Below are 20638 nucleotides of genomic sequence, written 5' to 3' on the forward strand. Positions count from 1 at the left end.
CTGGCACTGATGCACCACGCTCTCAAGGACGTTGTTGACCGAAAGCTCTGACCCCGGAGCGTCGCGAGATGGTTGTCCAAGGTCTTATGGTCGAGCACGGCATGAGCCAGCGCCGCGCCTGCCAGGCCAGCGGCATTGCCCGCTCCACGCTGCGCTACCGACCCATTGCACGCGACGCCTGCGGGGTCATCACCTTCATCCAGGCCTACATGGCGCTCAACCCGCGCCACGGCTTCGGGTTGCTGTACGACAGTGCCCGCCACCAGGGCAAGCCATGGGGTAAGACGGTGCTCTGGCGCGTGTACTGCGAGCTGCGGCTGAACCTGCCACGTCGTGGCAAGAAACGGCTGCCAGCGCGCATCAAGCAGCCCCTGCACGCGGCAGCTCAGCCCAACCAGGGCTGGAGCTGCGACTTCATGGCCGATGCCTTGTGGTCTGGCCGGCGCTTCAGGACCTTCAACGTCATCGACGAGTTCAACCGCGAGGGCCTGCGCATCGAGGTCGACACAAGCCTACCGGCTACTCGCGTCATCCGGGCCCTAAACGAACTGGTGGAGGTGCGTGGTGCGCCACTGTCGATTCGCCTGGACAACGGCCCCGAGTTCATCGCCCATGCCCTGTCCGAATGGGCGAAGTCCAAGGGCATTGCCCTTAACCATATCCAGCCTGGCAAGCCCACGCAGAACGCCTATGTCGAACGATTCAACAAGACCTACCGTACCGAGGTGCTCGATTGCTACGTCTTTGACAACCTGCAGGAGGTGCGTGACATGACGGCCGACTGGCTGCACCGATACAACCACCATCGCCCCCATGAAGCCCTCGGCCGCATCCCACCGGTTGAGTACCGTGTCAAACTGTTCCCCAACCTCTACTTCTGATTGGCTCAGAAATTCGAGGGGACTTCAAAATGCCGAAAAGAAGACGCTCCACACTTTTTCTTGCACACAAAGACAAAGAGCCCTTGAAGGGCTCTTTGTCTTGATGACACGTAGGGAAGCGTCAGACCTTCCACTTCTCTAGGAGCTTGTCCGGGTGCATGTTGTCATAGCCCTCAAAAGGCTGATGGATCCAAGGGTTGGTCGGCAAAAACTCCACCGAATAGTCGGGCGTGAAGGTCGACACCCCTTTGGTCCAGATGACGGCACTGCGCAATTCGGTGATCGGTGCGTAGCTGGTCTTGAGCATCTTGATGACCGCATTGAGCGTGTGTCCCGAGTCAGCCAAATCGTCGACCAACAGCACGCGCCCCGCAATCTCGCCCTTGGGGGTGGTGATGAAACGCGCAATGTCTAGGTGCCCCTGCACCGTGCCAGCCTCGGCACGGTACGAACTCGTCGACATGATGGCCAGGGGCTTATTGAAAATACGACTCAGGATGTCGCCTGGGCGCAGGCCTCCGCGCGCCAGGCACAGGATGGTGTCAAACTCCCATCCGGACTGATACACCTTGAGCGCGAGCTTCTCAATCAGGTTGTGGTACTCGTCGTAGCTTACGTACAGATGCTTGCCGTCTTCGGTCAACATGAAAGGCTCCTGAGTCTGATCAACCAGCCTGGTAAGGATGGGTCATCATGATGGTGTGATCCCGATCCGGGCTGGTCGAGATCATGGCAATAGGCACGCCCGTGACCTGGGTGATGCGCTCCAAATAATTGCGTGCGCTCTGCGGCAGTTGCTCATACACAGTGACGCCGACCGTCGACTCACTCCAGCCAGGAAGCGTTTCGTAGATCGGTTTGCAGCGCGCAATTTCGTCTGCCCCCATGGGCAAAAGATCAATGCGCTCGCCGTCAAGCTCGTAGCCCACACACAGCTGGAGCTCTTGCAAGCCATCGAGCACGTCAAGCTTGGTGATGCACAAACCCGACAAGCCATTAACCTGTGCACTGCGCTTGAGCAAGGCCGCATCGAACCAGCCACAGCGGCGGCTACGGCCCGTCGTCACGCCCTTTTCAGCGCCCACGGTGCTCATGTGATAGCCCGGCGTACCAGGCTTTTCCCAATCAAGTTCCGTCGGGAATGGCCCTCCACCGACGCGTGTGCAATAGGCCTTGGTGATCCCCAAGATGTAATGCAGCATGCCGGGCCCAACGCCAGACCCTGCAGCAGCATTGCCGGCCACGCAGTTACTCGACGTCACATAGGGATAAGTGCCATGGTCTACGTCCAGAAGCGTACCCTGCGCCCCTTCGAACAGTAGATTACCGCCTGCCTGGTGGGCTTCATTGAGCTCACGGGACACATCAGCCATCATGGGTTTGAGCAACTCCGCATGGCGCATGGCTTCCTCATAGACGGGCTCGAACTGCACAGCACCATCACGGATGTAAGGCTTGAGGGCATCGCCAAAGGTAAAGCTCCCCGAACCCAAGAATGTCTGCAGCACATGGTTGTGCAGCGCCAACAATTCGCGCAGCTTGGCAGCGAAGCGTTCAGGGTACTTGAGATCTTGCACCCGCAGCGCGCGACGGGCGATCTTGTCTTCGTAGGCAGGGCCAATGCCGCGGCCTGTGGTGCCAATCTTTTCTGCCCCGCCTTGCTCGCGCGCGGCTTCACGGGCTACATCCAGTGCAGCGTGAAACGGCAGAATCAGCGGGCAGGCCTCACTGACACGCAGACGCGAACGCACCTCCACCCCCGCCTTCTCCAAACCTTCGATCTCCTCGAACAGCTTGGCGGCGGACAGTACGACGCCATTACCGATATAGCACTTGACGCCAGGACGCATGATCCCGCTAGGGATCAGATGCAAAGCTGTCTTCACACCGTTGATCACCAAGGTATGGCCTGCGTTGTGCCCCCCTTGGAAACGGACCACGCCCTGGGCACTTTCGGTAAGCCAGTCGACCAGCTTTCCTTTACCCTCGTCACCCCACTGGGTACCGACCACGACGACGTTGCGACCTTTGTTCGTTTTCATGTCCAAATCCGGTTGATTTCTTGAATCCATCAAAGCGTGCGCACGACCCATTGGCCCGCTATGCACACCAACTCACGATCGCAGCGGAACTCATCCACTCCGCTGTCATGGCCTGGTAGCACGCAGACCACAGTTTCGCCCTGACTACGCAAAGCCGCGATAGCTGCGTTCAAATCCGCTGCCTCGCTCCAAGGCGCACGAATGGCCGCCTTGAGTGGATGCGGAGGCACCACCGCCACCAGTTGCTTAATATCGAGACTGAACCCAGCGGCAGGACGGTTGCGCCCAAATACCGCGCCTACCTCGTCATAGCGGCCGCCGCGCACCAACGCATCGCTCGCACCACGGGCATAAATGCCGAAACGCATACCGCTGTAGTAGGCATACCCACGCAGATCCGCCAGATCAAATGTGACGGGCACCTCCCCCAAGCGAGATGCAGCAACACGCAAATTTGATAGCAGCTCGCGCGCTCCAGCTATGCCTTGCAGGGCTTTTTCAGCCTCATCGAGCACCTGGATGTCGCCGTACAAAGTCAGCAAGGCGCGCAAACCGTCACGGGATGCGGAAGGAAAGTCACGCGTCAGCGCAGCCAGTTCGCTGGCATCCTTACTGGCCAGCGCTGCATGCACACCGCGCAGCACCTCTGCAGTAACAGGAAGGCCGGCCAAGAGACTGCGCACAAGACGCACGTCGGCAAGATCGACACTGAAATCACGCACCTTGGCAACACGCAGGCAATCAAGCGCCAAGCGCAACGCTTCAAGGTCAGCTTCCAGTCCCTGATGGCCGTAAATTTCAGCACCGAACTGCAATGGCTCGCGCGTGGCATGCGGACGATCCGGGCGGGTATGCAGCACCGGCCCGCAGTAGCACAGGCGGGTCACTGCCTGGCGATTGAGCAAATGCGCATCAATGCGGGCAACCTGCTGCGTGGTGTCCGCACGCAAACCGAGGGTACGGCCTGAAAGCTGGTCAACGAGTTTGAACGTCTGCAAATCGAGCGCTTCACCCGAGCCCGTCAATAAAGACTCGAGGTGCTCAAGCATCGGAGGCATGACGAGCTCATAACCGTAGCTGCGTGCCGTATCCAGGAGCCCGCGGCGCAGTTCTTCAATGTGCCGCGCCTCGGAAGGCAGGACATCGGCAATGTGATCCGGGAGGACCCAAGCAGACATGGGAGGAGGAGAGGCTGTTAAAAACGCGATTCTACCGGCTGGGGTTCAGGCGACCTTGGTCAGGGGAGACAAACCAAGACCCTCAAGCCCAAACCAGCATCAAAAGGCCGGCGAGGATGCTGCACAGCGCAAAGAAGCGAATCTGCCCATCGCGCATCTGCGCGATCTGCAAGAACGTCCTGCGCCACAGCGACGGCGCGACAAAGGGCATGAAACCCTCCAGCACGAGCACCAAGGCGCAGGCAAGCCAAAGGCTGTCGCTCCACTCCATGACAGGTAGCGCGCCGCTGACTACTTGCGCGGCGCTGCTGGGGCAGTCGCTGCACTGCCGCCATTGCGCATGGCTTTGAAGAACTCCGAAGAGGACGGATCAACCACCATCACATCGCTTTTCTTATTGAAACTCGCCTTGTACGCATCAAGGCTGCGATAGAACTGGGCGAATTGCGGATCTTTGCCAAACGCCTCGGCATACACCCGTGCGGCTTCGGCATCGCCTTCGCCCTTGATCTTCTGCGCGTCACGGTAGGCGTTTGCGACTGTGATCTCACGCTGGCGGTCCGCATCGGCCCGGATTTTTTCGCCTTCCGCAGCACCGGTCGAGCGCAGTTCATTGGCAACCCGCTTGCGCTCTGCCTCCATGCGGCGATACACCGATTCTGTAATCGCTTCGACGTAGTCCACGCGGGTGATCCGCACATCCACCACATCCACGCCCCAGGGCTTGGCGCCACGCACCGCTTCAAGCACTTCCTTCTTCACATCCGCCATCAAGGCTTCGCGCTTGGTGGAGAGCAGCTCACGCACCGTACGACGGTTGATTTCTTCCTGGAAGGCGTTGCGCACCACCCGGTTGAGTTGCAGTGCACCGGCATTCTCATCCATACCTACGTTACGGATGTACTCCGACGGCTCGGAAATGCGCCACCGAACGTACCAGTCGATCACCACCCGCTGCTTCTCTGCCGTGAGCATGGGCTCGGTGTCAGAGCTGTCGAGGGTCAGCAAGCGCTTGTCGATGTAGGCCACCGTCTGAAACGGCGGCGGCAGCTTGATGTTCAGCCCTGGTTCGGTGATGACTTCCTTAATCTGCCCCAGTGCATACACCACACCGAACTGGCGCTGGTCCACCACGAAGAGCATGGAACTGGCCATTGCCAGTGCCAGCAGAATAGTCGTAACAAAAAAACCGACTCGGTTCACAAGGCTCTCCTAGCGCAGCTCGCGGTCACGCGAGCGGCTGTTGTCACGGGTACGGGAATCATTGCCAAACCCCGATGGGGCGGCAGCAGGCGCAGAGCTGGGGCCTGCGGGCGGACCGTCGACCGCAGCCACGGACGGCTGTTGGGCCACGCCTTGCATGATCTTGTCCAGCGGCAAGTACAGCAGGTTCGAGCCTTGGCGCGACTCCACCAGCACCTTGGTTACATTGCCATAGATTTGCTGCATGGCTTCGAGATACAGGCGGTCACGTGTGACCTGGGGCGCTTTCTGGTACTCGGCCAGCAAGGCACTGAAGCGCTGCCCGTCACCCTGGGCCTGGGCAACGATACGCGCCTTGTAGGCTGCTGCCTCTTCGCCAAGGCGAGATGCTGTACCCACTGCACGGGGCACCACATCATTGGCATAGGCCTGCGCCTCGTTCTTGGCGCGTTCGCGCTCTTGCCCTGCCTTGAGCACATCGTCAAACGCCGCCTGCACCTGTTCGGGAGGACGAACACCACCTTGCTGCAGATTGATGCCCACAACTTCGACACCGATCTTGTAGCGATCCAGGATGGTCTGCATCAGCTGGCGCACGCGTGGGGCGATCTGGTCGCGCTCCTCAGCCAGTGCCGTATCCATCCGCATCTTGCCCACGACCTCGCGCACCGCTGTTTCTGCAGCCTGCACCACGGCATCGGCCGGGTTCTTGCTCTCGAACAACCATGCTCGCGCGTCGTTCAAACGGTACTGCACCGCAAACTTGATTTCGACGATGTTTTCGTCTTCCGTCAACATCGCGGAATCACGCAGCCCCGTGCTTTTGATCACGCTGTCTCGCCCTACGTCAGCAGAGCGGATCTGTGTCACGAAAACGAGCTCATGCCTTTGGATCGGATAGGGCAGCCGCCAGTTGATACCTGCCCCCACAGTGGCCTTGTACTTGCCAAACTGGGTGATCACTGCCTGCTGGCCTTCCTGGACGATGAAAATACCGGTTCCCATCCAGATGACAAAGGCGATACCTGCGATCAGCCCTGCCCCGATGCCCGCATTGCGCATGTCTGGCTGAAAGCCGCCCCCATTGCCGCCACGCCCGCCCCCACTGCCACCGCCGAACAGGCCTGACAGCTTGCGGTTAAGGTCGCGCCAGAGCTCATCCAGATCAGGGGGCTGGCCTCCCGGCCCAGGATTACGCCGCCCCTGAGGGGGACGGTCGTCCGGCCGATGGGCATCGTCCGCCGGCTTGTCATCACCACGGCCCCAACGCGGATCGTTCAAATTGAACATTCCCCGGATACGCTGCGGCAGCATCGCCCAACGCGGGGCGCAAATTGGAAAAATCATGCAATGTCTCAGAATTGTTGGATGCAGGGCAATCGGGCATTCTGCCCAATCAGACCAGATCCTCCGGTAATTCAGGAGCAATGCCAGGGGTCATGCCCCGGCCCCGCTCAGCGATCACGGTCGCGGTCAATTGCTGGCGCAGCGCCTGCAGCCCTTCTCCTGTACGCGCACTCAGGAATACGCGCGGCACAGGTCGACCATCCATCTCATAGCTATCTTGCAACTGTAGGGGCCGCTGCTCCGGCGCGAGCGCATCGAGCTTGTTGAACACCAGCAACTGGGGGATATCCACGGCATCGATTTCAGCCAGCACCTTTTGTACCTGCTGAATTTGTTCCGGGAAATGCGGATTGGCAGCATCCACCACATGCAGAAGAAGATCCGCATCCACGGCCTCCTGCAAGGTGGCCTGGAATGCATCGACCAGACCGTGAGGCAAATCGCGGATGAAACCCACCGTATCCGACAACGACACCGACCGACCCGCATCAACCAAGTACAACTGCCGCGTGGTCGTATCCAAGGTGGCAAAAAGTTGGTCAGCGGCATAGGCGCGCGCCTTGACCAGTGCGTTGAACAACGTCGACTTGCCTGCGTTCGTATACCCCACCAGGGAGATGTTGAAGGTGTCACGGCGCTCACGCTGGCGGCGCTGCGTCGAGCGTTGGCGCTTGACTTTGAGCAAACGTTCCCGGGTACGCTTGATCGCGTCCCCAATCATGCGCTTGTCCAACTCGATCTGCGTCTCTCCAGGACCGCCTCGCATGCCGATGCCGCCCTGCTGTCGCTCAAGGTGCGACCAGCGGCGCACAAGGCGCGTACTCAGGTACTGCAGCCGCGCCAACTCAACCTGAAGTTTGCCTTCATGGCTGCGCGCGCGCTGGGCAAAAATTTCCAGAATGAGCAGGGTGCGGTCATAGACAGGAACTTCCAGGTGGCGCTCCAGGTTGCGCTGCTGGGCCGGGCTCAGCGCCTGATCGAAAAGCACCTCCACCGCGCCATGCATTTGCACCAGCAGACGAATTTCATCCGCTTTGCCACTGCCCACAAAAAGAGCAGCATCGGGCGCTTTGCGCTTGCAAGTCAACCGGGCCACGGGATCCAGACCAGCGGTTTGTGCCAGCAAACCCAGCTCTTCGAGTTCGGCATCGAAGTGGGGCAAACCGAAATCTACCCCGACCAAAACTACCGCAGCGCCTTTGTGCTGCGCCGAAGCATCAGAACCCACGAAAGCCCTCCTCTGGGCCAGCATCCCCGCACGTACGGGGGGCGGTAGTAGAGCGCAAACTCAGGAAACGCTGGCGTCGCCGTCCGCATTGTCCGCCGTGGAGAAATTCACAGCCCGGCCCGGAACAATGGTGGAGATAGCGTGCTTGTAGACCATTTGCGTCACGGTGTTGCGCAGCAGCACAACGTACTGGTCAAAGGATTCGATCTGTCCCTGCAGTTTGATGCCGTTGACCAGATAGATGGAGACCGGCACGTGCTCGCGGCGCAGCGCGTTCAGGAACGGGTCTTGGAGGAGTTGGCCTTTGTTGCTCACGATATTCTCCGTGTTCAAGAATGTTGTTGTAATACGCCACCTTACCACAGCGCATCGCTTATTCGGGACTCAAGGGCTTTCGCCGCTACTCCTTGTCCACGAACGGATTGTGCGAGGTCTTCATCTCAATGCGCAGCGGCGTGCCCACAAGGTTGAACTCCTTGCGGAACCGGCCTTCGAGGAAGCGCTTGTACGCATCGGTGACCAGTTCCAGCGAATTGCCGTGAATGACGATCAACGGCGGATTCATTCCGCCCTGGTGCGCATAGCGCATCTTGGGCCGGTAGCCCCCCACACGCTTAGGTGTTTGGAACTGCACGGACTCCAGCAGCAGCCGGGTCAAAATGGGTGTCGGCATCTTGCAAGTGGCTGCCTTGTGGGCCTGTACGATCGAAGTCCACACCGGGCCCAGCCCCTGGCGTTTTTGTGCCGAGATGAAATGTAGGTTGGCGAACTTCAGGAACGACAGCCGCGTCTCGATCGAACGCTCCAGCATCTGGCGCTGGTAGTCGTCTACCGCATCCCATTTATTCACCGCAATGACCACGGCACGGCCACTTTCGAGGATGTAGCCGGCAATGTGTGCGTCCTGATCCGTCACACCCTGGGTGGCATCGAGCAGCAGCAGCACGACGTTGGCAGACTCAATCGCCTGCAGGGTCTTCACTACCGAGAACTTTTCGATAGCTTCGAACACCCGCCCCTTGCGCCGCAAGCCAGCCGTATCAATCAGCTCAAACTTCTGTCCTTGCCGCTCGAACGGAACGGAGATGGCATCGCGCGTCGTGCCCGGCATATCGAATGCCACCAAGCGCTCCTCGCCCAGCCAGGTGTTGATCAAGGTGGATTTGCCAACGTTGGGACGCCCCGCAACGGCCAGCTTGACCGGGCCGCTCCCTTCCTGCGGCCCACCATCGTCTTCAGGCTCAGGCAGGTTCAGCGGCTCCAGAGCCTGCTCCACCAGACCACGAACGCCCTGGCCATGTGCTGCCGAGACGGGGTAGACCTCGCCCAGCCCCAGCTCGTAAAACTCGGACAGCTGCACGCCCGATTGCATGCCCTCAGCCTTATTGGCTACCAGCAGGCATGGCTTGCCCAGTCGCCGAAGATAGTTGGCAATGTCATGGTCCTGCGCCGATACGCCTGCGCGGGCGTCAACTACGAAAACCACCACATCCGACTCGGCCACAGCCTGTTGGGTCTGCTTGGCCATCTCGCGGAATATGCCGCTTGATGCATCTGGCTCAAAGCCGCCTGTATCAATGACGATGTACTCGTACTTGCCCTGGCGGCCATTACCGTAATGCCGGTCGCGCGTGAGACCGGCAAAGTCAGCCACGATGGCGTCACGTGACTTGGTCAGGCGGTTAAACAACGTGGATTTACCGACGTTGGGGCGCCCAACGAGCGCAATAACAGGTTTCATGCCCTGTGACTCCCGCACATCAATCGGGCCGGAAGCCGTAGACCGCGCCATTGCGCGTCACGACGACCAGCGTGTTGGCCGCAACCACTGGCGTGGCGGCAATGCCGGAGTTGTCGGTGCCGAAGCGATTGAGCGGCTGCCCGTCGTCACGCGAGAGCAAATGCACCCAGCCGGCATCATCACCCACCACCACCGAGCGGCCCAGCAGCAACGGTGCCGTGAGCTTGCGGTACTGCAGACGATCGTACGACCAGGCGCGTGCGCCATCGGCACGGCGCCAGGCCTGCACAAAGCCATTACTTTCCGTGCCAAACAGCAACGTGCCATCACCGTCAATGCCCGTAGCACCGTTGGCAACCTGGCTCCACTGGGTCGCGGCGCGGGCCGTGTTCACGCAGCCAACGGCTGCCTGAAAAGCGCGCACACAGACACTGTCGTCCACCCGGCTCACCGGGGCGACGAGCTCGACCAAGCGCTCCACATCGTTCGTGCCGCGCGGCGTGGCAACAGGCGCCTCCCAGCGCACCGTGCCATTGTCGGGATTGAAGCCCACCATACGCCCCGCCATGCCAGCCACCAGGGTGTCGCCGACCGCCATGAGGACACCGGGCTGGCGCAGCACCAGAGGCTCACCCTGGCGCTGCTGGCGCCACAGGCGCTGGCCCGTGGCCGCGTCGTAAGCTGCCAGCGAACGGTCAGCGGCCAGGACAAAAACGCGCTCCCCGGCGACCAGCGGCGCCGTGTAGGCCTGTGCCGTTAGCGGTCGGCGCCAGACTTCGCGGCCATCGGCCACCACGATGAGTTCATTGCTGTCCGAAACCACGGCCGCACGCTGCCCATCGCTACCAACCCCTGCGATCAGCGGCTGCCCCAGCTGGGTGCGCCACACATCGCCCCCTGTGCGGGCATCGATCGCCGCCACCGCACCCGTGTCAGAGGCGACGGTCACCACCGAGCCGTTGACATGGACAGCCAGCGCCAGGCGATCAACCGGACCGACTTTGGCCAGCCAGGCCTGGCGCACGGCCAGCACCGGCTCCATGGCGCCCAGCTCCAGTGGCTTCGGCTTGTTCGAGCCGCCACCCCACAGCGAACAACCGGACAGCAGCACGGCGGACGCCAACGCCAGCATCCCCAGCGGACGCGCCAAGCGCGCGTGCAAAACGCTGTGCATCATTTCGCCCCCCCTTGGGCTGGCGCCCCTGCAGCCGGATCGACACCAAGTGCGTTGAGTTTCACCTCTACGATACGGCGATACTCCTGGCCCTCGTCAAAACGCCGATAGGCTTTGGTGTATTCCTCGATGGCTTCGGCCTTCTTGCCCTGCAGGGCATAAATATCCCCCCGACGATCGGCTGCGGCGGCATCAAACTCCGGAGGAATTCCAGACGACAGCTGCTTGAGCGCCTCATCGTAGGCCTGCTGCTGCGTCAGCACGCTGGCCAGACGCAGGCGTGCCAGCGCCTGGTGGCCAGGATCGGCTGCCTTATCGGCGACCCAGGTGAGTGCGGCCTTGGCGCCGTCCAAGTTACCCGCATCGGCCTGCGCTTTGCCCAGCTGCAGCCCGGCAAGACCGGCCTGCACCGTGCCCGCATAGCGCTCGCGCAAATCAGCGAAGGCCTGCTCCATACGGCCCTGGTCCTTGGCGGCAACGGCGGCATCCACGGCATCCATCAGCGCCGAGGCCTGGAATGCCTGGCGGCTTTGCCAGTACTGGTAGCCATTCCAGGCGGCCAGGGCGCCAAACACCACCAACAGCACCGAACTGATCAGCGTGCCCCAGGCGTTCCAGAAATGCTTGAGTCGGTCAAGCTGCTCTTGTTCTTCGAGGTCGAGGTGATGTGCCATGGAATGCGTTGCAAAATTTAAGCGTTGGATTGTAGAGTGGCTGCCCACTGCGCCACGTCAGCCAGCGAGCGCTCCACCTGGGCGCCACTGCCGTCGCGCAGCGCTTTGACGAGGACCTGACCACGCGCCAGCTCCTCGCTGCCGAACACCAGGGCATGGCGCGCGCCGCTGGCATCGGCCTTCTTGAACTGCGACTTCATGCTGCCCACACCATCGGCACTGCCTGCATGCTGGATCACACGCACGCCCTGGGCGCGCAAGGCCTCCAGCGTAGCCACCACAGGAGCCAGAGGTGTGCCGGGCGGCACGACGGCATACGCATCGGCAGCGCTGGACGGCATGGGCAGGTCGAGCTCCTGCGCCAGCAGGAGCAGGCGCTCGATGCCCAGACCAAAGCCCACGGCAGGCGCGCTCTTGCCACCCAGCTGGGCGATCAGGCCGTCGTAGCGGCCGCCTCCGCACACCGTACCTTGCGAGCCAAGCTGGTCGGTCACCCACTCGAACACGGTGAGGTTGTAGTAGTCCATGCCACGCACCAGGCGCGGGTTGATGCGGTACGCCAGGCCCACGGCATCGAGTGCGGCACGCACGGCATCAAAATGGGCGCGCGACTCAGCGCCGAGGAAGTCCATCAACTGCGGCGCGGCCTCGATCAGCGCCTGCATCGCAGGGTTCTTGCTGTCGAGGATGCGCAGCGGGTTGCTGTGCAGGCGTCGGCGCGCGTCTTCGTCCAGCGCGTCGGCGTGGTCCTCGAAGTAGCGCACCAGGGCATCCCGGTGCGCGCGGCGCTCGGCGCTCTGGCCCAGGCTGTTGATTTCCAGGCGCACATGCTGGCCTTCGACCAGCCCCAACTCACGCCACAGCGCGCGCGCCACGAGGATCATTTCAGCATCCACGTCCGGCCCCGCGAAGCCCAGCGCCTCTACGTCAAGCTGGTGGAACTGACGGTAACGGCCCTTCTGAGGCCGCTCGTGGCGAAACATGGGACCGGCGGTCCACAAGCGCAGCGGGCCGTTGTAGAGCGCGTTGTGCTCGATCATGGCCCGCACCACACCCGCGGTGCCCTCGGGGCGCAGCGTGAGCTGGTCGCCGTTCATGGCATCGGTGAAGGAGTACATCTCCTTTTCGACGATGTCCGTCACCTCGCCCAGGCCGCGCACGAACAGGGCCGTGGGCTCGACCACAGGTGTCAGCAGGTACTGGTAGCCATAGCGCGCCAGCACCTTGCGCACGGCGGATTCGAACCACTGCCAGCGCTCGGAGCTGGGCAGCTTCTCTGTGCGCGGCACGGCGGCCGGCAGGATGTCGTTCATGCCTTTAACGGCGCTGAGCTTTTGCGCTTTGCTCGGCGCGGAGGATGGGGTGACGCTCACGGCAAGGGGTTCCCGAAGAAATATAAATACAAAGAAAATTGGCCTCTAGCGCTTATGCAGCAAGCGCTAGAAGCTCATTAAATGATAGCAACCAAAGGTCAGCGCACACCGTAGCGGCGCTGCACGTACTGCTCGACGATGTCGTGAAATTCTCGGGCGATGTTGTCGCCGCGCAGGGTCATGGCCTTCTCGCCATCAATAAACACTGGCGCTGCCGGCGCTTCACCGGTGCCGGGCAGGCTGATGCCGATGTCGGCATGCTTGCTCTCGCCAGGGCCGTTAACGATGCAGCCCATCACGGCGACCTTCATGGCTTCAACCCCGGGATAGCGCCCGCGCCACACCGGCATCTGTGCGCGCAGGTAGTCGTCGATCTGCTTGGCCAGCTCCTGGAACGTGGTGCTGGTGGTGCGCCCGCAGCCCGGGCACGCCGTGACGCTGGGCACGAACACGCGCAGGCCCAGGGCCTGCAGGATTTCCGAAGCCACGACCACCTCTTGCGTGCGCGCCTCGCCGGGCTGCGGCGTGAGCGAAACGCGAATGGTGTCGCCAATGCCCTCCTGCAACAAGATCGACAGGGCCGTCGCCGACGCCACCGTGCCCTTGGTACCCATGCCCGCTTCGGTCAGGCCCAGGTGCAGCGCGTAGTCGCAGCGGCGCGACAGTTCACGGTAGACCGCGATCAGGTCCTGCACACCACTGACCTTGCACGACAAGATGATCTGGCTGCCGTCGAGCCCCAGGGCCTCGGCCTGCCGGGCGGACTCGATGGCCGAGGTGATCAGCGCCTCGTACATCACTTGGCGCCCCTCCCACGGCTGGGCACGGCGGCTGTTGGCGTCCATCAGCTGCGCCAGCAGCTCTTGGTCCAGGCTGCCCCAGTTGACACCGATGCGCACGGCCTTGTCCCAGCGGATCGCGGCCTCAATCATCTGGGCAAACTGCTTGTCCTTCTTGTCGCCCTTGCCGACATTCCCGGGATTGATACGGTACTTGGACAGGGCTTCGGCACAGGCCGGAAAGTCCGTCAGCAGGCGATGGCCGTTGTAATGGAAGTCCCCCACCAGCGGCACATCCTGGCCCATGCGATCGAGCTGTTCGCGGATGTAGGGCACGGCCTGCGCAGCCTCCGGCGTGTTCACCGTGATGCGGACGAACTCGGAGCCTGCCTGGGCCAGCTCCTTGACTTGGATGGCCGTACCGATGGCATCCACCGTGTCGGTGTTGGTCATCGATTGCACGCGTACGGGGGCGTCGCCGCCCACGGTGACCACGCGGCTCCCCCACGCAACCCGTGCCTGGCGCGTACGACGCGCCCGGGGCTCGGCCACCGCGATCGGCTGCTCCTCGCTGTTCATTGCTTGCACTATTTCACCTCAAAGCGCGCAACGTTCTCGCGCGCGACTGCGGACAGGTCGAACGGTGCGCCGCGCACCATCACTTCGGTGGCATTGACCTTGCCCACCACCACAGACAAGGGCGGCTTGCCCGGCGCCTGGGCCGACTCGCCGGCCTTCAGGGTGCGCTCGAACACCACTGCACCCGCAGCATCGCGCACCTGCACCCAGGATTCCGCCGTGGCACGGAACTCCAGCAGTGCTGAAGCAACGACCGTACCGGCAGCGGACGCCACGCTGGCGGCCACCATGGGCACCGCTGCAGCGGGCACCGCAGCCGTTGGCGCTGCAGCAGGCACGTCGCTGGCTGGCGATTGCGCCGACACAGCCGACTCCGCGCCTGGCACCGGCTCAGAGACAGAGCCATTCTCCTGGGAAGCCTCAACCACAGCCTGTGCCGGTGCGGGCACAGGAGCACGCGCCAGATCGAACTCCAACATGCCGCTGGGCAAGAAATACACCGCAGCCGCAGCGGCCAACAGCACCAGCACCGTCAGGCTCACGCCGCGCGAGGCCACCGGCAGACGCAAAGGCGGTGCTTTGTCCTGCGGATCCTTGAACTTTGCGTTCAACCCATCCTTATCGCCCACCAGGCGTGGCGCCTGTCCCTGGGGCAACTGCCCCAACACAGGCGCCGGATCGACCTTGAGCGTGCGACACACGCTGGACGCCAGGGCACGCGCGAACACCGCGTCTGGCAACACGGTAAAGTCGTCGTTCTCTAGCGCTTGGAGCTTGCTCACCGGCACCTTCAGCGCACTGGCCAGTACCGCGATGTCCATGCCCGCAGACTGGCGCGCCTGGCGCAGCAGCGCCCCAGCGCTGGCGCCCGCCTGACTTTCGTGGGTCATGGTGTCATTCATCGAACGCCCTCCGCTTGTAGGCGCCGAGTTCGCGCGATTCCGGGAATCGCTTTTGCAGCTGCTCGCCCAGTTGGCGCATGGCCACGTCGCTGCCCAGGGCGCGCTCGATTTTGATCCCCAGCCAGAGCGACTGGGCATTCGCCAGCTCGCTGTTGTTCAGGCGCCGAATGTAGAACTGCGCACGCGTCAAATCGCCCCGGCGCTGCAGCAGCAAGGCCAGGTTGTAGGCGACCACCGGGTTGCCAGGGTCGAGTTCATAGGATTTCAGCAGCGCCTGCTCGGCCTGACTGGCCTGGCCTGCGGCGTCATGGCACAGCCCCTGCGCCATGTAGGTTTTGCTACGTGCCGTGTAGTTGCGCTGGGCCAGGGCGCGCTCGAAGTGCTGATCAGCCTCCGCGAACTTCTTCTGCTGGCACAGCAACCAGCCATAGTTATGCGCCACATCAGGATCGGAGGGACGTAGCGCCATCGCGCGCCGGAAACTTTCCTCCGCCAGACCGTAGTCGTCCATGCGCATAAAAACCAGGCCACGCAGGTTGAAGGCATCGGCATAGTTGGGCTCGATGGCCAGGGCACGCTTGATCTCGTCCAACGCCACCGTAAGCTGACCACGCTCGTAGTAGCTTGCGGCCAACTCGAGTCGGATGCGGGCGCGGCGGTGGGTTTCCGTTTCATCGGAGGCCGTCACGATGTCAGAACCGTCGCTCGACGTGGTGCCTCCAGGCGTTGCACAGCCGCCCAGCACCGCCAGCGCCATGCCACCGGCCACCAAGCCCCAGCGGCCCCGCTGCAGCCAATCCACAACCGTTCCCATCATGCAGAGCCTCCTCGATAACTGCGGTACGAACCGCTAAACCGGCTTGATTTCAATGGTGCGCCGCCGCGCCATGCGCTCGGCGGCACGTGTCCTGTCCTTCACATCCCCTGCCAACTGGCCACAGGCCGCGTCGATGTCATCGCCGCGCGTCTTGCGCACCGTGGTGACAATCCCCGCATCACTGAGCAGCTTGGCAAACTCAGACACCCGCTGAAGCGGTGAGCGCAGCAGGCCAGACTCTGGGAAGGGATTGAAAGGAATCAGGTTGAACTTGCACCACACCTTGCCCTGGGCATGGCTGCGCACAAGCCGGATCAACTGCTGTGCATGCTCGGGTTGATCGTTGACGCCATCGAGCATGCAGTATTCAAAGGTGATGAAGTCGCGCGGCGCGTGGTCCAGGTAGCGAATGCAGGTCTGGAGCAACTCTTCCAGTGGGTACTTGCGGTTGAGCGGCACCAAATGGTCGCGCAGCGCATCGTTAGGGGCATGCAGCGACACCGCCAGTGCCACCGGGCAGTCGAGCGCCAGCCGATCCATCATCGGCACCACGCCGGAAGTGGATACCGTCACGCGGCGGCGGGACAAACCATAGCCGTGGTCGTCCAGCATCACCCGCAATGCAGGCACCAGAGCACCGTAGTTCTGCAACGGTTCCCCCATGCCCATCATGACGACGTTGGAGATCACGCGGTCACTGCGGCCCAGACGCTGGCGCAGGTGGTGTTCGGCATACCAAAGCTGGGCCAGGATTTCGCCAGTAGTGAGGTTACGGCTGAACCCCTGGTGGCCCGTCGAGCAAAAGCGGCAACCCACAGCGCAGCCCGCCTGTGAAGACACGCACAGCGTGCCTCGGTCGTCTTCAGGAATAAAGACCGCCTCGACGGCATTGCCACCGCCGACGTCGAACAGCCACTTGACCGTACCGTCCGCCGACGCCTGCTCCGTCAGCACGGGCAAGCCGGTGATGCAGGCACGATCCTTGAGTTTTTCGCGCAACGACTTGGCCAAATCGCTCATCTGGCCAAAATCGTGCGCGCCACGCTGGTGAATCCAGCGGAAAAGCTGCGTGGCACGAAAACGCTTCTCCCCTAGCCCCTCGCAAAAGGCGGCCAGTCCGTCGAGGTCGAAATCGAGAAGATTGGTCGTCATGCCCAGTCATGCACCCGTGCCAGACGGCACGGGAAGCACACTCAACGCGAGTAGATGTTCAGGCCAGGGAAGAAGAAGGCCACTTCCACGGCAGCCGTTTCAGCCGCATCGGAACCATGCACGGCATTGGCGTCGATGCTGTCGGCGAAATCTGCACGGATCGTTCCGGGTTCAGCCTTCTTGGGGTCGGTAGCGCCCATCAGCTCGCGGTTCTTCAGGATGGCGTTCTCGCCTTCCAGGGCCTGCACCATCACCGGACCGGAGATCATGAAGTCCACCAGGTCCTTGAAGAAGGGACGCTCTTTGTGCACGCCGTAGAACTGCTCAGCCTCCAGGCGCGACAGGTGCACCATGCGGGCGGCCACGACTTTCAGGCCTGCAGCCTCGAAGCGAGCGTAGATTTGGCCGATCACGTTCTTGGCGACAGCGTCAGGCTTGATGATGGAGAGGGTACGTTCGATAGCCATTTTCAAATTCCTAAAAGTTTCGATTTTTTTGTCCAACAGACAAAACCTTCAATTCTAGCGGGCGCGTTGGTGTCCAGCCCGTTAACCCGGACATGCCAGATCAGCGCCCACTTTTGCGGGAGGCGCTACGCTTCTGTCCAAGGCGCTGGCGCGAAAGACTGTCTGCACCAATATACCCAAGCGATGTCTTCATGGGATCGGGCTGCGCACTCGCACCAGCGCCCCGACCACGCTGCGGCGCATTCTGCGATGCACCTTGCCCCTTGCGCCCCCCCGCGGCGCCTCCTGCACCGCGTGGAGCAGCTCCAGTGCGCCGACCACGACCTGCACCCTGCCCCTGCACGGCACGTGGCCGCTCCTGCATACCAGCCGCTGCCATAAGCGCACGGATATCCTGCTCATCGAGCTCCATCCACGCTCCGCGCTTGAGGCCGCGCGGCAGCAGCATGGCGCCGTAGCGAATACGAATGAGCCGGCTCACCGCATGGCCCAAAGCCTCGAAGAGACGACGCACCTCCCGGTTACGCCCCTCAGAAATCGTGACGCGATACCAGCGGTTGGCACCCTCGCCCCCACCGTCCTCGATGGAGCCGAACGCGGCAGGGCCGTCTTCGAGCTGTACACCGTCGAGCAGCGTCTGGCGCTCCTCATCGCTCAAGGCACCGAGAACGCGCACTGCGTACTCACGCTCCAAGCCGAAGCGTGGGTGCATCAGCTTGTTGGCCAGATCACCGGAGCTGGTGAGCAACAGCAAGCCCTCGGTATTGAGGTCCAACCGCCCCACCGACTGCCATTTGCCCTGCGCCAGGCGTGGCAACCTGCGAAACACCGTGGGGCGGTTCTGCGGATCGTCGTGCGTCACAACCTCCCCCACCGGCTTGTGGTACGCGATCACACGCACGGGCGGTGGCTCAATGCGGAAACGGATGGGTTTGCCGTTGACCTTGACCTGGTCACCATACTGCACGCGCTGGCCGACATGGGCGGGTTCATTGTTTACCGAGATGCGCCCTTCCAGGATCATTTGCTCCATCTCGATGCGCGAACCCAGTCCGGCCTGGGCCAACACCTTGTGCAACTTTGGTGTTTCGGGCTGCGGCAAAAGTACCCGCTTGGGCACTGGCACATCGGCCCGCGCCTCGTCCTCATCGAAGGCCCCAGAAATCACATCGGCAAACCGGTAGCCTTCGGTCTCGGCTACAGCCGCAGGTCGTGGCGCCTTTTTGCGCGGGGCCTGCTGCGCATTAGCCTTGGCTGGCTCGGTCGGCCCGCCCGTCTCTACAGCGTCGGAGGGAGTGTTGTCATTCATGGCTGAGTGCTGTGCCACCCGAGGGGGCACCCTGTTCGTTCAAAGATGTTTCAAAAAGCTCGCCCACCACAGGCGCTTCCTCAAGCGCGCCAAGTGACTGCATTACCCCGGCTTGCGCACGCGTGTCGTCCAGCATGGGCAACTGGTTGAGCGACTGCAGCCCCAGGTCATCCAGAAACTGGCGGGTAGTGGCGAACAACGCAGGCCGCCCCACCGTTTCACGGTGGCCGATGACCTCGACCCACCCGCGATCTTCCAGCTGTTTGATGATGAGGCTGTTCACTGTCACACCGCGAATATCCTCAATGTCGCCCCGTGTTACCGGCTGGCGGTAGGCGATGATGGCCAACGTCTCGAGCGTGGCGCGCGTATAGCGCGGAGGCTTTTCGGGATGCAACCGGTCAAGGTACTCGCGCATCTCCGGCCTGCTCTGAAAACGCCAGCCACTGGCCACGCACACCAGCTCCACCCCTTTCTGCATCCAGTCCTGCTGCAGCTCTTGCAGAAGCGCCTTGATACTGTCGGCACCCAGCATATCGTTGAACAGCATGCGCAGATCCCGCACGCTCACAGGCTGCGAGGCACAAATCAACGCGGTCTCAAGGATCCTCTTGGCATCCACCGAGTTCATGGTTCAGAGGCTTCCGGGGAAGTGGCACGTTGCACCGAAAGTGCAACGCCAAGAATCAAAAAGAAGGATTCGGTATGTCAGCGCTCCGCAAGGCAATGAGGCGGTGCTGAAAGCCAGGTTACCGGCAACGAGGGAAGAGCAGTACGCATCAAGCGGCTGCGGCGCCATTGTAGCGCAGGGCCCATTGCAGCACGGCCTCTTGCATATCCTCGGGCAAGGGGGCATGAAACTCCAGCGCTTGCCCCGTCACCGGATGGACGAAGGCCAAGCGATAAGCGTGCAGCGCCTGGCGGGCCATGCCAGCGGCAATGCCACCACCATAGAGCCCATCCGCCACCAGGGGGTGCCCGATGGACGCCATATGCACGCGAATCTGGTGCGTGCGCCCGGTGTGCAGCGTGCAACGCACAAGGCAGCCGAGATCATTCCCGGCCAAACACTCGAAATCGGTGCGCGCAGGCTTGCCCGCATGCTGCGCCAAGTCGACGACTGCCATGCGCAGGCGATTGCGCGGATCACGCCCTACCGCCGCATCGACGGTGCGCAAGGTACTCCCGTGCCACGCGCGATGCCCCAACGCAAGGTACTGGCGACTGACCTGACGCTGCGCGATCAAGCGCACCAGGGCATCCATCGTGGCACGCTCACGCGCCACCACCATCAGGCCACTGGTGTCTTTGTCCAGCCGGTGCACGATACCTGCGCGCGGCAAGAGCATGGCTTTCGGATCGCGCCCCATAAGGCCATTGAGCAGCGTACCGCTCCAGTTACCTGGCGCTGGATGGACCACCAGCCCAGCAGGCTTGTTGACCACCAGCAGGTGGTCATCTTCGAACACCACGGGCACGGGCACCGCTTCAGGCTTGAATGCCTGGCTTTGCTGCGTGGGTCGAATTTCAACCGCCAGGGCATCACCCGCCTTGGCCTTGTGTGCAGGCTTGAGAGATGCCACGCCATTGAGGCGAACCAAACCGAGACCCAGCAACTGCTGCAGGTAACTGCGAGACAGTTCCGGCACCAGTTCGGCCAGCGCCTTATCCAGACGCACACCATGCTGGGTGACTCCAACAACCAGGCTGCGAACCTCGACCTCGGAGGACTCTAGGGCCTGCTCATCCTCCTCGGGCTCTTGCCAGCCAGCAGGCTGGACGACAACCATGT

Annotated in this window: 21 protein-coding genes; 1 reads left to right on the forward strand and 20 read right to left on the reverse strand. The window is 62.2% G+C overall.

Going from position 1 to position 20638, the window contains the following annotated elements; all coding sequences use genetic code 11:
* Positions 1-86 precede the first annotated feature (86 nt).
* A complete protein-coding gene (locus BN2503_RS08340) occupies positions 87-881 on the forward strand; it encodes an IS3 family transposase (RefSeq protein WP_267887049.1) in 795 nt (264 codons plus the stop codon).
* 121 nt (positions 882-1002) lie between these two features.
* Here BN2503_RS08340 and BN2503_RS08345 read toward each other — a convergent pair whose 3' ends face one another.
* The 20 genes from BN2503_RS08345 to BN2503_RS08440 all read right to left on the reverse strand — a co-directional run bounded on the left by BN2503_RS08345 (position 1003) and on the right by BN2503_RS08440 (position 20636).
* On the reverse strand, positions 1003-1527 hold the full coding sequence (locus BN2503_RS08345; protein ID WP_054256198.1) for a phosphoribosyltransferase: 525 nt from the start codon (positions 1525-1527) through the stop codon (positions 1003-1005).
* A 19-nt stretch (positions 1528-1546) separates the two neighbouring features.
* Positions 1547-2923: an adenylosuccinate synthase gene (locus BN2503_RS08350; RefSeq protein WP_054256199.1), complete on the reverse strand. Its 1377-nt coding sequence runs from the start codon at positions 2921-2923 to the stop codon at positions 1547-1549.
* Between the two features lie 29 nt (positions 2924-2952).
* Positions 2953-4101 carry an ATP phosphoribosyltransferase regulatory subunit gene (locus tag BN2503_RS08355; protein ID WP_054256200.1) on the reverse strand — a complete coding sequence of 383 codons (1149 nt, stop codon included), beginning with the start codon at positions 4099-4101 and terminating at the stop codon, positions 2953-2955.
* An 82-nt stretch (positions 4102-4183) separates the two neighbouring features.
* On the reverse strand, positions 4184-4372 hold the full coding sequence (locus BN2503_RS08360) for a DUF2065 domain-containing protein (RefSeq protein ID WP_054256201.1): 189 nt from the start codon (positions 4370-4372) through the stop codon (positions 4184-4186).
* A gap of 20 nt (positions 4373-4392) precedes the next feature.
* Positions 4393-5304: a protease modulator HflC gene (hflC, locus tag BN2503_RS08365; protein ID WP_054256202.1), complete on the reverse strand. Its 912-nt coding sequence runs from the start codon at positions 5302-5304 to the stop codon at positions 4393-4395.
* A 9-nt stretch (positions 5305-5313) separates the two neighbouring features.
* Positions 5314-6651, reverse strand: coding sequence for an FtsH protease activity modulator HflK (gene hflK, locus BN2503_RS08370; protein WP_054256203.1), 1338 nt, complete (start codon positions 6649-6651; stop codon positions 5314-5316).
* Between the two features lie 49 nt (positions 6652-6700).
* Positions 6701-7879 (reverse strand): GTPase HflX, encoded by a 1179-nt coding sequence (gene hflX, locus BN2503_RS08375; RefSeq protein ID WP_054256258.1) that lies wholly within the window; start codon positions 7877-7879, stop codon positions 6701-6703.
* Positions 7880-7939: 60 nt separating this feature from the next.
* Complete coding sequence (gene hfq, locus BN2503_RS08380; RefSeq protein ID WP_054256259.1) at positions 7940-8194, reverse strand: RNA chaperone Hfq; 255 nt, start codon at positions 8192-8194, stop codon at positions 7940-7942.
* 85 nt (positions 8195-8279) lie between these two features.
* The gene (der, locus tag BN2503_RS08385) at positions 8280-9620 is read right to left on the reverse strand and encodes a ribosome biogenesis GTPase Der (protein WP_054256204.1); all 1341 of its coding nucleotides are present in this window, start codon (positions 9618-9620) and stop codon (positions 8280-8282) included.
* A 19-nt stretch (positions 9621-9639) separates the two neighbouring features.
* Positions 9640-10794, reverse strand: coding sequence for an outer membrane protein assembly factor BamB (gene bamB / locus BN2503_RS08390; protein WP_054256260.1), 1155 nt, complete (start codon positions 10792-10794; stop codon positions 9640-9642).
* Entirely contained in the window at positions 10794-11468 is a 675-nt protein-coding gene (locus BN2503_RS08395; protein ID WP_054256205.1) for a YfgM family protein, read from the reverse strand. Before BN2503_RS08395 ends, bamB begins: the two co-directional genes overlap by 1 nt.
* Positions 11469-11485: 17 nt before the next feature.
* Positions 11486-12781: a histidine--tRNA ligase gene (gene hisS / locus BN2503_RS08400; RefSeq protein WP_054256261.1), complete on the reverse strand. Its 1296-nt coding sequence runs from the start codon at positions 12779-12781 to the stop codon at positions 11486-11488.
* A gap of 158 nt (positions 12782-12939) precedes the next feature.
* Positions 12940-14199, reverse strand: coding sequence for a flavodoxin-dependent (E)-4-hydroxy-3-methylbut-2-enyl-diphosphate synthase (ispG, locus tag BN2503_RS08405; protein WP_082366533.1), 1260 nt, complete (start codon positions 14197-14199; stop codon positions 12940-12942).
* A gap of 8 nt (positions 14200-14207) precedes the next feature.
* Positions 14208-15089 (reverse strand): helix-turn-helix domain-containing protein, encoded by an 882-nt coding sequence (locus tag BN2503_RS08410; RefSeq protein ID WP_233495034.1) that lies wholly within the window; start codon positions 15087-15089, stop codon positions 14208-14210.
* Positions 15090-15093: 4 nt separating this feature from the next.
* On the reverse strand, positions 15094-15918 hold the full coding sequence (gene pilW / locus BN2503_RS08415; protein WP_139235405.1) for a type IV pilus biogenesis/stability protein PilW: 825 nt from the start codon (positions 15916-15918) through the stop codon (positions 15094-15096).
* 33 nt (positions 15919-15951) lie between these two features.
* The gene (rlmN, locus tag BN2503_RS08420; RefSeq protein WP_054256208.1) at positions 15952-17070 is read right to left on the reverse strand and encodes a dual-specificity RNA methyltransferase RlmN; all 1119 of its coding nucleotides are present in this window, start codon (positions 17068-17070) and stop codon (positions 15952-15954) included.
* A 41-nt stretch (positions 17071-17111) separates the two neighbouring features.
* Complete coding sequence (ndk, locus tag BN2503_RS08425; RefSeq protein ID WP_054256209.1) at positions 17112-17537, reverse strand: nucleoside-diphosphate kinase; 426 nt, start codon at positions 17535-17537, stop codon at positions 17112-17114.
* Positions 17538-17637: 100 nt separating this feature from the next.
* Positions 17638-18876 carry a pseudouridine synthase gene (locus BN2503_RS08430; protein ID WP_411914292.1) on the reverse strand — a complete coding sequence of 413 codons (1239 nt, stop codon included), beginning with the start codon at positions 18874-18876 and terminating at the stop codon, positions 17638-17640.
* The gene (gene scpB, locus BN2503_RS08435; protein WP_082366534.1) at positions 18839-19477 is read right to left on the reverse strand and encodes an SMC-Scp complex subunit ScpB; all 639 of its coding nucleotides are present in this window, start codon (positions 19475-19477) and stop codon (positions 18839-18841) included. Before scpB ends, BN2503_RS08430 begins: the two co-directional genes overlap by 38 nt.
* A gap of 148 nt (positions 19478-19625) precedes the next feature.
* Positions 19626-20636: an RluA family pseudouridine synthase gene (locus BN2503_RS08440; protein ID WP_054256210.1), complete on the reverse strand. Its 1011-nt coding sequence runs from the start codon at positions 20634-20636 to the stop codon at positions 19626-19628.
* Positions 20637-20638: the final 2 nt, after the last annotated feature.

Origin of the sequence: Paenacidovorax caeni (assembly GCF_001298675.1) — a bacterium.
GTDB lineage: Bacteria > Pseudomonadota > Gammaproteobacteria > Burkholderiales > Burkholderiaceae_C > Paenacidovorax > Paenacidovorax caeni.

Coding starts and splice junctions, on each gene's coding strand:
- hflK (WP_054256203.1), bottom strand. CDS start 6,651: ATGATTTTTCCAATTTGCGCCCCGCGTTGGGCGATGCTGCCGCAGCGT.
- ispG (WP_082366533.1), bottom strand. CDS start 14,199: ATGAACAGCGAGGAGCAGCCGATCGCGGTGGCCGAGCCCCGGGCGCGT.
- BN2503_RS08345 (WP_054256198.1), bottom strand. CDS start 1,527: ATGTTGACCGAAGACGGCAAGCATCTGTACGTAAGCTACGACGAGTAC.
- der (WP_054256204.1), bottom strand. CDS start 9,620: ATGAAACCTGTTATTGCGCTCGTTGGGCGCCCCAACGTCGGTAAATCC.
- BN2503_RS08350 (WP_054256199.1), bottom strand. CDS start 2,923: ATGAAAACGAACAAAGGTCGCAACGTCGTCGTGGTCGGTACCCAGTGG.
- BN2503_RS08340 (WP_267887049.1), top strand. CDS start 87: ATGGTCGAGCACGGCATGAGCCAGCGCCGCGCCTGCCAGGCCAGCGGC.
- BN2503_RS08355 (WP_054256200.1), bottom strand. CDS start 4,101: ATGTCTGCTTGGGTCCTCCCGGATCACATTGCCGATGTCCTGCCTTCC.
- pilW (WP_139235405.1), bottom strand. CDS start 15,918: ATGATGGGAACGGTTGTGGATTGGCTGCAGCGGGGCCGCTGGGGCTTG.
- BN2503_RS08395 (WP_054256205.1), bottom strand. CDS start 11,468: ATGGCACATCACCTCGACCTCGAAGAACAAGAGCAGCTTGACCGACTC.
- BN2503_RS08440 (WP_054256210.1), bottom strand. CDS start 20,636: ATGGTTGTCGTCCAGCCTGCTGGCTGGCAAGAGCCCGAGGAGGATGAG.
- ndk (WP_054256209.1), bottom strand. CDS start 17,537: ATGGCTATCGAACGTACCCTCTCCATCATCAAGCCTGACGCTGTCGCC.
- BN2503_RS08410 (WP_233495034.1), bottom strand. CDS start 15,089: ATGACCCACGAAAGTCAGGCGGGCGCCAGCGCTGGGGCGCTGCTGCGC.
- scpB (WP_082366534.1), bottom strand. CDS start 19,477: ATGAACTCGGTGGATGCCAAGAGGATCCTTGAGACCGCGTTGATTTGT.
- hisS (WP_054256261.1), bottom strand. CDS start 12,781: ATGAACGACATCCTGCCGGCCGCCGTGCCGCGCACAGAGAAGCTGCCC.
- bamB (WP_054256260.1), bottom strand. CDS start 10,794: ATGCACAGCGTTTTGCACGCGCGCTTGGCGCGTCCGCTGGGGATGCTG.
- rlmN (WP_054256208.1), bottom strand. CDS start 17,070: ATGACGACCAATCTTCTCGATTTCGACCTCGACGGACTGGCCGCCTTT.
- BN2503_RS08360 (WP_054256201.1), bottom strand. CDS start 4,372: ATGGAGTGGAGCGACAGCCTTTGGCTTGCCTGCGCCTTGGTGCTCGTG.